This window comes from Pseudomonas sp. 86_A (assembly GCF_017491705.1).
Taxonomy (GTDB): domain Bacteria; phylum Pseudomonadota; class Gammaproteobacteria; order Pseudomonadales; family Pseudomonadaceae; genus Aquipseudomonas; species Aquipseudomonas koreensis.
In genome coordinates this window covers 151,860-164,430 of sequence record NZ_JAFGYS010000015.1, presented here as the reverse complement: position 1 = coordinate 164,430, position 12,571 = coordinate 151,860, and the positions used below count along the sequence as shown (strand labels likewise).

General features: G+C 61.7%; 11 protein-coding genes. All 11 read left to right on the top strand.

Going from position 1 to position 12,571, the window contains the following annotated elements; genetic code table 11:
* Positions 1-159: 159 nt before the first annotated feature.
* On the top strand, positions 160-1,194 hold the full coding sequence (locus tag J5M57_RS22825; protein ID WP_064586302.1) for a ligase-associated DNA damage response exonuclease: 1,035 nt from the start codon (positions 160-162) through the stop codon (positions 1,192-1,194).
* Positions 1,191-2,879 carry an ATP-dependent DNA ligase gene (locus J5M57_RS22820; protein ID WP_207847127.1) on the top strand — a complete coding sequence of 563 codons (1,689 nt, stop codon included), beginning with the start codon at positions 1,191-1,193 and terminating at the stop codon, positions 2,877-2,879. Before J5M57_RS22825 ends, J5M57_RS22820 begins: the two co-directional genes overlap by 4 nt.
* A gap of 382 nt (positions 2,880-3,261) precedes the next feature.
* The gene (locus tag J5M57_RS22815) at positions 3,262-4,044 is read left to right on the top strand and encodes a transporter substrate-binding domain-containing protein (RefSeq protein ID WP_003222321.1); all 783 of its coding nucleotides are present in this window, start codon (positions 3,262-3,264) and stop codon (positions 4,042-4,044) included.
* Between the two features lie 57 nt (positions 4,045-4,101).
* Positions 4,102-4,830, top strand: a complete 729-nt coding sequence (locus J5M57_RS22810; protein WP_003222319.1) for an ABC transporter permease — start codon at positions 4,102-4,104, stop codon at positions 4,828-4,830.
* Positions 4,827-5,537: an ABC transporter permease gene (locus J5M57_RS22805; RefSeq protein WP_083366820.1), complete on the top strand. Its 711-nt coding sequence runs from the start codon at positions 4,827-4,829 to the stop codon at positions 5,535-5,537. Before J5M57_RS22810 ends, J5M57_RS22805 begins: the two co-directional genes overlap by 4 nt.
* An 11-nt stretch (positions 5,538-5,548) precedes the next feature.
* The gene (locus tag J5M57_RS22800) at positions 5,549-6,667 is read left to right on the top strand and encodes a succinylglutamate desuccinylase/aspartoacylase family protein (protein WP_064586295.1); all 1,119 of its coding nucleotides are present in this window, start codon (positions 5,549-5,551) and stop codon (positions 6,665-6,667) included.
* 13 nt (positions 6,668-6,680) lie between these two features.
* Positions 6,681-7,445 carry an ATP-binding cassette domain-containing protein gene (locus tag J5M57_RS22795; protein WP_207847136.1) on the top strand — a complete coding sequence of 255 codons (765 nt, stop codon included), beginning with the start codon at positions 6,681-6,683 and terminating at the stop codon, positions 7,443-7,445.
* A 169-nt stretch (positions 7,446-7,614) separates the two neighbouring features.
* The gene (locus J5M57_RS22790; RefSeq protein ID WP_207847138.1) at positions 7,615-10,101 is read left to right on the top strand and encodes a ligase-associated DNA damage response DEXH box helicase; all 2,487 of its coding nucleotides are present in this window, start codon (positions 7,615-7,617) and stop codon (positions 10,099-10,101) included.
* Complete coding sequence (gene pdeM, locus J5M57_RS22785; protein ID WP_207847153.1) at positions 10,101-10,757, top strand: ligase-associated DNA damage response endonuclease PdeM; 657 nt, start codon at positions 10,101-10,103, stop codon at positions 10,755-10,757. The genes J5M57_RS22790 and pdeM overlap by 1 nt, the downstream gene beginning before the upstream one ends.
* 280 nt (positions 10,758-11,037) lie before the next feature.
* Positions 11,038-11,706, top strand: coding sequence for a hypothetical protein (locus J5M57_RS22780; RefSeq protein WP_169841154.1), 669 nt, complete (start codon positions 11,038-11,040; stop codon positions 11,704-11,706).
* A 110-nt stretch (positions 11,707-11,816) separates the two neighbouring features.
* A complete protein-coding gene (locus J5M57_RS22775) occupies positions 11,817-12,512 on the top strand; it encodes a hypothetical protein (protein ID WP_169841155.1) in 696 nt (231 codons plus the stop codon).
* Positions 12,513-12,571 lie beyond the last annotated feature (59 nt).

Sequence of the window (12,571 nt, the reverse complement as noted above, 5' to 3'; positions counted from 1 at the left end):
GCGATCGCGGTGTGCCAGTTTCTGAAAAAGTCACTGATGTACCGCGATCGCGAGCAGGCTCACTCCTACATGGGCGCAGTGTCGCCCTGAAAAAAATCGATAGAACTTCCAGACCCGCACCAGCCTCTTAGCTAACAAGTCCTCCATTCTGGTAACGACATGGACCTTGTTATTGCCCGCCCCGAAGGTTTGTACTGCCCCGCCGGGGATTTCTATATTGATCCGTGGCGCCCGGTCGAGCGTTCGGTGATCACCCACGCCCATGGCGATCACGCGCGTACCGGCAACCAGCACTATCTGGCCAGCAGCGCCAGCGAAGGGATCTTGCGCGCACGCCTTGGGCAGGACATCAACCTGCAGACCCTCGCCTACGGCCAGCGCCTGACCCACCACGGGGTGACCCTGAGCTTTCATCCTGCCGGCCACGTGCTCGGTTCGTCACAGGTGCGCCTGGAATACGGCGGCGAAGTCTGGGTCGCGTCCGGTGACTACAAGATCGAGCCCGATGGCACCTGCGCGCCATTTGAACCCGTGCGTTGCCACACCTTCATCACCGAATCGACCTTCGGCCTGCCGATTTATCGCTGGCAGCCGCAGGCGCAGGTGTTCAGCGAAATCAACCAGTGGTGGCAGGCGAACATCGCCGCCGGCAAGGCCAGCGTGTTGTTCTGCTATTCGTTCGGCAAGGCCCAGCGGATTCTGCATGGCATCGACGCCAGCCTCGGGCCGATCCTCAGTCATGGCGCGGTCGAACCGCTGAACCGGGTCTACCGCGAGGCCGGGGTTTATCTGCCGCCGACGATCTACGCCGGCGATGTGAAAAAGTCAGACCCGATCATGCGCCAGGCCTTGGTCATCGCTCCGCCCTCGGCCGGTGGCAGCACTTGGATGCGGCGTTTCGGTGAGTTCAGCGACGCCTTCGCCAGCGGCTGGATGCGTCTGCGTGGCACTCGCCGGCGGCGCGGGGTGGATCGTGGCTTCGTGCTGTCGGATCACGCCGACTGGCCCGGTCTGCTCTGGGCCATCGAACAGACTGGCGCCGAACGGGTGATGGTCACCCACGGCTCGATCGGCGTTCTGGTCCGTCATCTGCGCGAACAAGGCCTGGATGCCCAGGGGTTCACCACCGAATACGGCGACGATGAGGAGGAAAACATCGACGCCGAACCGGTTATTGCCGAGGTGCAAGCATGAAAGCGTTCGCCGAGTTGTACGCCGAACTCGACGCCACCACGTCCAGCAACGCCAAACTGGCGGCCATGCAAAACTACTTCGCCCAGGCTGCACCGCAGGATGCGGCGTGGGCGGTGTACTTTCTGTCCGGCGGTCGCCCGCGACAACTTGTGCCGGTGCGCACCCTGCGCGAATTGGCCGTCGACGTTTCGGGGCTTGAACCTTGGTTGTTCGAAGAGAGCTACCAGGCGGTCGGCGATCTGGCCGAGACCATTTCGTTGGTGCTGCCGGAAAACCCTCACAGCTCCGAGGCCGGCCTGGCCGAATGGATCGAAGACAAACTGCTGCCGCTGCGCGGTGAAACCCCGGAATACCTCGCCCGCCAGTTGCCGGCGCTGTGGGCGCAGCTGGATCGGCCGAGCCTGATGCTGTGCATCAAATTGATCACCGGCAGCTTTCGCGTCGGCGTGTCGAAACTGCTGGTCACCCGCGCCTTGGCGTCGATGGCCGGCCTCGACAGCAAACGCGTGGCGCAGCGCCTGGTGGGTTACACCGACCTGTCGAACCGGCCGAGCGCCGCCAGCTACCTGAAACTGATCGCACCGGAGTCCGCCGACGAACACGCGCAACGCGGCGGCCAGCCCTACCCGTTCTTCCTCGCCCATGGCTTGTCGCAATCGGTCGAGGAATTTGAAGGGCTATTGGGGCCGGCAAGCGATTGGCAGGTGGAATGGAAGTGGGATGGCATCCGGGCGCAGGTGGTCAAGCGTGAGGGGCGATTGTGGGTCTGGTCGCGCGGTGAAGAGCTGGTCACTGAACGATTCCCCGAGTTCGACACACTGGTGCACAGCTTGCCCGATGGAACGGTGATCGACGGCGAAATCGTGGTCTGGAAAAGCACCCACCCAACCACCGAAGACGCCTTCGATCCGCAATCGACAACGCCACCGGCCGTGCAACCGTTCGCCCTGCTGCAGCAACGCATCGGCCGCAAGACCCTCGACAAGAAGATCCTCGAAGATCTGCCCGTGGTAGTGCTCGCCTACGACTTGCTGGAATGGCAAGGCGAAGACTGGCGCAACCGCCCGCAAGCCGAACGGCGCGCGCAACTGGAAGAGGTGATCGCCCACGGTAACAACCCGGTGTTACTGCCCTCACCGGTTCTCACCGGCAGCGACTGGTTCGATCTCGCGCGCCAGCGTGAAGCCTCGCGCCGGCTGGGGGTCGAGGGCATGATGCTCAAGGCCCGCGATGCGCTGTATGGCGTGGGCCGGACCAAGGACATGGGCGTGTGGTGGAAGTGGAAGGTCGACCCGTTCAGCGTCGATGCGGTGTTGATCTACGCTCAGCGCGGGCATGGCCGCCGGGCCAGCCTGTACAGCGATTACACCTTCGCGGTATGGGACGGCCCGCCCGACTCCAGCCAACGGGCGCTGGTGCCGTTCGCCAAGGCTTATTCGGGGCTGACCGATGAGGAAATGCGCCAGGTCGACAGCATCGTGCGCAAGACCACCGTGGAAAAATTCGGCCCGGTCAGCAGCGTCAAGCCGAGTCTGGTGTTCGAGTTGGGTTTCGAAGGCATCGCCCTGTCGCGACGGCACAAGAGCGGCATTGCCGTGCGTTTTCCGAGGATGCTGCGCTGGCGCCAGGACAAGAGCGTGGATGAGGCCGATAGCCTGGCGACACTGCAGGACTTGCTGGCCTGACCCGGTTTCCCAGGACATTTATCACCTTTGACTGAATGAAATCCTGTGGCGAGGGAGCTTGCTCCCGCTGGAGGGCGCAGCACTCCCTGGCATTGCATAGGGCATTGACAGGTTTGCGACTGCTGCGCAGCCGAGCGGGAGCAAGCTCCCTCGCCACAGGAAATTTCACGCCCACAAATCCCGCACACGACCCGAAATGGTGCAGCCCTTTCCCAACGCCCATTTCCGTGCACCAATCCCTCCCGCTGCTCCCTCCCCCAACCTTTTAAAACACTTGTTCGGGACTCTGGTTCGGAAATTGCTACTTTCTATAGGTCGTACGCGTTCCAGTAACAATAATTCTGCGCCACAAGCGCTCATATTGGTTCTTAGGGATTGAATAATGAAAAAAGCATTGCTGACCCTTTCTGCACTGGCGTTGTGCATGGCTGCCGGCTCCGCGCTGGCCAAGGAATACAAAGAGCTGCGTTTTGGCGTTGATCCTTCCTACGCACCGTTCGAGTCGAAAGCGGCCGACGGCAGCCTGGTGGGCTTCGACATCGACCTGGGCAACGCGATCTGCGCCGAGCTGAAGGTCAAGTGCAAATGGGTTGAAAGCGACTTCGACGGCATGATTCCGGGCCTCAACGCCAACAAATTCGACGGTGTGATCTCGTCGATGACCGTGACCCCGGCCCGTGAAAAGGCGATCGACTTCTCCAGCGAGCTGTTCTCCGGCCCGACTTCCTACGTGTTCAAGAAGGGTTCCGGCCTGAGCGATGACGTCGCTTCGCTCAAGGGCAAGTCCGTCGGTTACGAGCAAGGCACCATCCAGGAAGCCTACGCCAAGGCCGTTCTGGAAAAGGCCGGGGTGAAAATCCAGGCTTACGCCAACCAGGACCAAGTGTACGCCGACCTGAAAAACGGCCGCCTCGACGCTTCGATCCAGGACATGCTGCAAGCCGAACTGGGCTTTTTGAAGTCGCCTGATGGGGCCAACTACGAAGTCAGCAAGCCGGTCGACAGCGAATTGCTGCCCGCCAAAACCGCTGTCGGTATTAAGAAAGGTAACAAAGAGCTGAAGGCGCTTTTAGATAAAGGTATCAAAGCGTTACACGATGACGGCAAATACGCCGAGATTCAAAAGAAACACTTTGGCGATCTGAATCTGTACAGCGGTAAATAATGCCCTGGCGCCCATCACGCGATGGGCGCCTTTTCCGTTCGCTCAGGTTGCTGATTTATGTTCGAAAACCTCTTACAAAATCTGGGGCTCTCCGCCTTCAGCCTCAAGGGCTTCGGCCCGTTGCTGTTGGAAGGCACCTGGATGACCATCAAATTGTCGGCGTTGTCGCTGCTGGTGGCCGTGTTGCTCGGTCTCTTGGGCGCCAGTGCCAAACTGTCGAAATCCAAACTGCTGCGCCTGCCTGCCCAGCTCTACACCACGCTGATCCGCGGGGTGCCGGACCTGGTGCTGATGCTGTTGATCTTCTACAGCCTGCAAACCTGGCTGACCGCCCTGACCGATGTCATGGAGTGGGACTACATCGAAATCGACTCCTTCACCGCCGGGGTGATCACCCTGGGCTTCATCTATGGTGCGTATTTCACCGAAACCTTCCGTGGGGCGATCCTTGCCGTGCCGCGCGGTCAGGTGGAAGCTGCGACCGCCTACGGCCTCAAACGCGGCCAGCGCTTTCGCTTCGTGGTGTTCCCGCAAATGATGCGTTTCGCCCTGCCGGGCATCGGCAACAACTGGATGGTGATGCTCAAGGCCACCGCACTGGTGTCGATCATCGGCCTGGCCGACCTGGTCAAAGCCGCGCAGGACGCCGGTAAAAGCACCTATCAACTGTTCTACTTCCTGGTACTCGCCGCCTTGATCTATCTGCTGATCACCAGTGCTTCGAACGTCATCCTGCGCTGGCTCGAGCGCCGTTACGCCGCGGGCGCACGGGAGGCCGTACGATGATCGAACTCCTGCAGGAATACTGGAAACCCTTCCTTTATACCGACGGCACCAACATCACCGGGCTGGCGATGACCCTGTGGCTGCTCAGCGCCTCGATCTTCATCGGTTTCCTGGTGTCGATCCCGCTGTCGATTGCCCGAGTCTCGTCGCACTTCTATGTGCGCTGGCCGGTGCAGTTCTACACCTACCTGTTCCGGGGCACGCCGCTGTATATCCAGTTGCTGATCTGCTACACCGGCATCTACAGCCTCGCCGCCGTGCGTGAGCAGCCGCTGCTCGACAGTTTCTTTCGCGATGCGATGAACTGCACGATCCTGGCGTTCGCCCTGAACACCTGCGCCTACACCACGGAGATTTTCGCCGGGGCGATCCGCAGCATGAACCACGGCGAAGTCGAAGCGGCCAAGGCCTATGGCCTGACCGGCTGGAAGCTGTACGCCTACGTGATCATGCCCTCGGCGCTGCGCCGTTCGTTGCCGTATTACAGCAACGAAGTGATCCTGATGCTGCACTCGACCACCGTGGCCTTCACCGCGACCATTCCCGACATCCTGAAAGTCGCACGGGACGCCAACTCGGCGACCTACCTGACTTTCCAGTCGTTCGGCATCGCCGCGCTGATCTACCTGACCATTACCTTTGCGCTGGTCGGCCTGTTCCGCCTCGCCGAACGCCGATGGCTGGCCTTCCTCGGGCCGTCCCACTAGGAAAACCTGTAATGCGACACCAGATCCATGACCTGTTGGCCCCGGTGCCGGGGACCGCACGACAGATCCACAGCTTCCACTTCGGCCCGGAGCAGGCCCAAGGCAAGGTCTACATCCAGTCCTCGCTGCATGCCGACGAAATGCCCGGCATGCTCGTGGCCTGGCACCTCAAGCAGCGCCTGGCGGAGCTGGAAGCCGCCGGGCGCCTGCGCAGCCAGATCGTGCTGGTGCCGGTGGCCAATCCGGTCGGCCTCGAACAAGTGCTGATGGACGTGCCACTGGGCCGCTACGAGATGGAAAGCGGGCAGAATTTCAATCGCTGGTTCATCGACCTCAGCGAAGAAATCGGCAATGACATCGAAGGCCAACTGAGCGCTGACCCGCAACGCAACCTTGAGCTGATCCGCGCCAGCCTGCGCAACGCCCTCGCTCGCCAGACACCCGCCACGCAACTGCAATCCCAGCGCCTGACCCTGCAACGGCTGGCGTGCGATGCCGACATGGTGCTGGACTTGCACTGCGATTTCGAATCCGTGGTGCACCTCTACACCACCCCCGAGGCGTGGCCGCAGGTCGAGCCACTGGCGCGTTACATCGAGTCTCAGGCCAGCCTGCTGGCCACCGACTCCGGCGGCCAGTCGTTCGACGAATGCTTCACCCTGCTGTGGTGGCAACTGAAGGAGCGCTTTGGCGAACACTTCGAGATTCCGCTGGGCAGTTTCTCGGTGACCGTCGAATTGCGCGGCCAGGGTGACGTCAATCATCCGATGGCCAGCCGTGATTGCCAGGCACTGATCGATTACCTGATCCAGTTCGATGCAATCGTCGGCGAGACCAAGCCGCAGCCGCCCTTGCCCTTCCCCGCCACACCGCTGGCCGGTGTCGAACCGGTGACCACGCCGGTGGGCGGCTTGCTGGTGTACACCGCCACGGCCGGGCAATACCTGCAGGCCGGACAACAGATTGCCGAAATCATCGACCCGATCCACGACCGGGTCACCCCCATTCATTGCTCTGCCGCCGGCCTGCTGTACGCCCGCTCGCTGCGGCGCATGGCCACTGCCGGCATGGTGATCGCCCACGTGGCGGGCGCCGAAGCCTATCGCAGCGGCTACCTACTTTCGCCTTGAGGATGTCTGTCCCATGTACAAATTGACCGTTGAAGGCCTGCACAAAAGCTATGGCGACCATCAGGTGCTCAAAGGCGTTTCGCTCAAGGCCAGGACTGGCGACGTGATCAGCCTGATCGGCGCCAGCGGCTCAGGCAAAAGCACGTTTCTGCGCTGTATCAACTTCCTCGAACAACCCAACGACGGCGCCATGAGCCTGGACGGCCAGGCGATCCGCATGGTCACCGACCGCCACGGCATGCACGTCGCCGACCCGAATGAACTGCAACGCCTGCGCACGCGCCTGGCGATGGTGTTCCAGCACTTCAACCTGTGGAGCCACATGACCGTGCTGGAAAACATCACCATGGCCCCACGACGGGTGCTCGGTTGCAGCAAGCAGGAGGCTGAAGACCGCGCCCGCCGTTACCTGGACAAGGTCGGCCTGCCGGCGCGGGTCGCCGATCAGTACCCGGCGTTTCTCTCCGGCGGCCAGCAACAACGGGTGGCGATCGCCCGGGCGCTGGCGATGGAGCCGGAAGTGATGCTGTTCGACGAACCGACCTCGGCACTCGACCCGGAGCTGGTGAGCGAAGTGTTGCGAGTGATTCAGGGGCTGGCCGAGGAAGGCCGGACGATGATCATGGTGACGCACGAAATGAGTTTTGCACGCAAGGTGTCCAGCCAGGTGCTGTTCCTGCATCAGGGGCTGGTGGAAGAAGAAGGCGCGCCGGAAGACGTGCTGGGCAACCCGAAGAGCGAGCGGCTGAAGCAGTTCCTGAGCGGTAACCTCAAGTAACCGCGAATCCCCCTGTAGGAGCTGCCGCAGGCCGCGATCTTTTGATGTTGCCTTTGAAATCAAAGATCGCAGCCTGCGGCAGCTCCTACATTGAGATTGCGGTGTTTTTAAACCTTTCGTACGTCGGTGTGGTCACTGGAAGAACACTTCCAGAGCGCGCGCAGCCGGCATGGCGAAACTTCCCGACCTCGCAAAAACCTGGTTCAGCGCACGCGGCTGGAAGCCGTTCGCCTTTCAAAAGCAGGTGTGGGCCGCCGTCAAACGCGGTGAGTCGGGGTTGCTCCACGCCAGCACCGGCGCCGGTAAAACCTACGCCGTGTGGTTCGCGGCACTCAACCGCTTCGCCCGCACGAAGCCACCCGCCACAGCCCCCCAAAAACGCAAAGCCCCGGCCGAACCACTGACCGTGTTGTGGATCACGCCGATGCGCGCCCTCGCCGCCGATACCGCCCGAGCCCTGCAAGCGCCGCTCAGCGACTTGCAGATTCCGTGGAGCATCGGCCTGCGCACCGGCGACACCAGTAGCGCCGAACGCGCCCGTCAAGGCCGGCGCCTGCCAACCACACTGATCACCACCCCGGAAAGCCTGACCCTGCTGCTCGCCCGCGCCGATGCCAAAACCGCGCTATCGAGCCTGCGCATGATCGTCGTCGATGAATGGCACGAACTGCTCGGCAACAAGCGCGGCGTGCAACTGCAACTGGCGCTGGCACGCTTGCGCCACTGGCAGCCCGAGCTGATCGTGTGGGGCGTTTCCGCGACACTCGGTAATCAATCCCACGCCGAACAGGTACTGATCCCACAGGGCGGCGGCGTGACGGTGCAAGGCCAAAGCGACAAAACGCTGCAGGTCGACACCTTGATCCCACCCGCCATCGAGCGATTTCCCTGGGCCGGGCACATCGGCCTGAAGATGCTGCCGCAAGTGATCGCTGAACTGGACGCCTGCGCCAGCAGCCTGGTGTTCACCAACACCCGCGCGCAGTCGGAAATCTGGTATCAGGCGTTGCTCGAAGCACGGCCAGACTGGGCCGGGCTGATCGCGCTGCACCACAGCTCACTGTCCCGTGACACCCGCGACTGGGTCGAGCAAGCGTTGAAAAACGGCCAGCTGAAAGCGGTGGTCTGCACCTCGAGTCTGGATCTGGGCGTGGACTTCTTGCCGGTGGAGCGGGTGCTGCAGATCGGCTCGGCCAAAGGCGTGGCGCGGCTGATGCAGCGGGCCGGACGCTCCGGTCACGCGCCGGGCCGCACCTCACGGGTGACGCTGGTGCCGACCCACAGCCTGGAGCTGATCGAAGCCGTCGCCGCACGCGATGCCGTGGAGCAGCGGCGCATCGAACCGCGTCTGTCGCCGCACCAACCACTGGATGTGTTGGTACAACATTTGGTCAGCATGGCCTTGGGCGGTGGGTTTATTCCCGAGGAGCTGTACGAAGAGGTCCGTGGCGCCTGGGCCTATCGCGACCTGACGCCGGCGGATTGGGCCTGGGCACTGGCATTCGTACGCCACGGTGGGCTTTCTCTGACGGCTTATCCGGATTACCGCCGGGTCGAGCCGGACGAACACGGCGTGTGGCGCGTACCCGATGCACGCCTCGCCCGCCGGCATCGCATGAGCATCGGCACCATCGTCAGCGACGCGAGCATCAATCTGAAGTTTTGGAGCAAGGGAGGCGGCGGCAAGCAACTGGGCAGCGTCGAAGAAGGCTTTATTGCGCGGCTGAAACCGGGCGACGGCTTTCTGTTTGCCGGGCGTCTGCTGGAGTTGGTGCGGGTGGAAAACATGACCGCTTACGTCAAACGCAGCACGGCGAAAAAAGCCGCCGTGCCGCGCTGGAATGGCGGACGCATGCCGCTCTCCAACGAGCTGGCTGCCGCGGTGGTCAGCCGCTTCAGTGCTGCTGCGCAGGGGGAATTTGCCGGACCGGAAATGCACGCGCTGCAACCGTTGCTGCAAACCCAGGCGCGCTGGTCGGGGCTGCCCACCACCCATAACCTGCTGGCAGAAGTATTGAAGTCCCGCGAGGGCTGGCACCTGTTCCTCTACCCGTTTGCCGGACGCCAGGTGCATCTGGGTCTCGCCAGCCTGTTGGCATGGCGGGTGAGCCAGCGCCAGCCACTGACGTTCTCGATCGCGGTGAACGATTACGGCCTGGAATTGCTCAGCGCCACGCCGGTCGACTGGTCTGAGCAACTCGATGCCGCGCTGCTCAGCCCGCTGCATCTGCTGGACGATGTACTGGCCAGCCTCAATGCCGGAGAACTGGCGCTGCGGCGCTTCCGTGAAATTGCGCGGATCGCCGGGCTGGTGTTCGCCGGCTACCCTGGCGCGCCGAAAAGCACGCGTCAGGTGCAGGCCTCCAGCGGGTTGTTCTTTGAAGTCTTCAAGCAATACGACGCCGACAACCTGCTGCTGGCCCAGGCCGGGGAAGAAGTCCTGCGCGAAGAGCTGGATATTCGTCGTCTGGAACAGACACTGGAAGGGATCAACGGGATGAAACTGGACCTGCACCTGATCAAACGCCCTACGCCGCTGGGCTTTCCGCTGCTGGTGGAGCGCATGCGTGAAAGCATGAGCTCGGAAAAGCTCGCCGATCGCATCAGACGGATGGTCGGCGACCTGGAGAAATCCGCCGACAAGGGTAACGCCTGATGAGCAGCGGCTATCCAGTGCGTCTGGCGGGCGAAGAACTCTGGTTGCTGCCGGAAAAAGCCCTGTACTGGCCGGCGCAAGAGGCCCTTCTGATTGCCGACGTGCACTTCGGCAAGGCCGCGGCCTATCGCAGCCTCGGTCAGCCAGTGCCGCTGGGCACCACGGCGGCGAACATCGCGGTGCTCGACCGTCTGCTGGCGAAGCTGCCTTGCCGGCAGCTGATTTTCCTCGGCGACTTCCTCCACGGCCCCGGTTCGCACGCGGTGGGCACACTGAATGCCTTGGCTGAATGGCGTGCACGTCACGCGAATCTGCCGATGACGTTGATTCGCGGCAACCACGACAAGCGCGCTGGCGACCCACCGGCATCGCTGAACATCCGCGTGGTCCCCGAGCCGCTGCTGCTCGGGCCATTCGCCTTGCAACACGAACCTGATCCACACCCCGAACGCCACGTGCTGGCGGGGCACGTGCATCCGGTCTATCGGCTCAATGGACGGGGGCGGCAAAGTTTGCGCCTGGCGTGTTTCCGGCTGGGTGGTCGTCTGAGTCTGTTACCTGCCTTCGGCGCATTCACCGGCGGTTATCCGGTGGAAAAAGATGCCGACTGCAGGATTTTTGTCATCGGTGATCAGCAGGTATGGCCGGTGGATTGAGCACGCTTCAGGCCCTCAGGATGAGCCCAACCCCGGGCAACCGGCAGCCGCCCGCCGAACGGTAACACTGTCATCTTGACATCACTTGGCCCTGCACTATGTTGTAGTGACATTCGACAGAGCAGCGTCTGAATCACACCAATAGCGGGCCGTCATTGGTGATCTCCAAAAACCACGTAAAACACCGCCAGCGGTGGTCATAACGTGCGTTTGCATAGCGTAAGCCGGATCTATTTGAGTCTCTCAAAGGTGGCAAGTCGTGAAAGGAGTTCACAGGCTTATGGCCGGTCGTCTGCTGTCTATTTCCCTCGGATCCCCCGTACTGCTGGTGACTCAGCTGAACGTGGTGCATTTCACCTCCGAAACGGTAACGGTGCGCTATGACTCACTCCCGGCGAATCGCCCACTGAGCAACGAAAATTTCGTGGCAATCTGGGCATCCAGCGTCATCCCCTGGCAAGCCGAGCCGCTGGCGCGCATCACCATTCCCCAGAACAGTGAATCCGGCACCGTGGTGCTTTCCGGAGTTTCCATCGGACGCCTGAGTTACGTGCTCGGCTACGGCACCGGTCCCAATGTCTCGAACATTGCCGCCAGTGCCTTGATCAGCGCCAGCGGCCCGGAACCGGCGCCCCATTACATTCAGATTGCTATCAGCAACGTCACCACCAACACCCTGTCGGTGAACTACCAGACGCTCAACGGATATCTACCGCACACCTATGGCAACTGGGTCGGATTATGGCGCGGCTATATGTCGCCCTATAACCCCACCGCGCCGCTGGCAAAACTGGATATTCCCGATGACGCCACCGAAGGCACCGTGGCGTTCAACGGTCTGGACCTGGCCGTGAACGGCACCTACACCCTCGCCTACTTCACCGGCCAGCCCGGTCATCCGGAGCAGCGCACCGCCGCGGCGATGCTGACCTTTACCGTGGCCGAATAGACATCACGGACGTGCTTCTTCCAGAGCGCACGTCCGGTCAAGGAGATCCGGAGAGGGACTTCCCTTTCCGATAACCGGCGTCCGCAAGGCGCCATTGCAGGAGGCAAGTCATGAGTGCAAATCCCAAGGAACTTCAGGCCGCCGCGCCAACGCTTATCCAAACCCAGGTAACCGCGCAAGTGCTTGATGCCCATAACATCAACGTGAACTACGACACACTGCCCGGCAACCAACCAAGCAGCTATGGCAACTACATCGCTATCTGGCAGAACCAGGCACAGATCCCGTTCAATCAGACCCCCCTGGCAACCTACCCGGTCAAGTCCAACACTCAATCCGGGACACTCAACATTCCAGGGCTGCAAATCACCAACAATAGCTACATCGTCGCCTACTGCGTCGGCCCTGCACTGACTTCCGGGCAAGCTCAGGGCAATGCGTGCTCTACCGTTTTCATTCCACAGACAGGCCAGGGACCCAACGTCAATGTGCTCAGTTCGCTGAGCGTTGCCAACATCGGCACCACCTCACTGTCGATAAATTTCATCCTTCCCAACGGCGAAACCCCTCAATCCAACGGTGCCTGGATCGGCGTCTGGGAAGGCAATGTGGCGTCTTATAGCCTCCCGCCGACGTATCTCAATGCCGTTACGGTCAATACCAACAGCGGCGTAGCGTTCATCAACAACCTGAACATCGGTCGAGGCTCGACCTACACAGTCGCCCTCTACACCAGCGGTTACTCCAGCAACCCGGGGAATCTTGGTCTGACTGCAATGGCCGCGACCCTGACTTTCAGCGTCTGACAGCCAATCAGAGAGGGCCGTTTATGGCCCTCTCTTCACTTCGGGTTCTGTGGAGACGA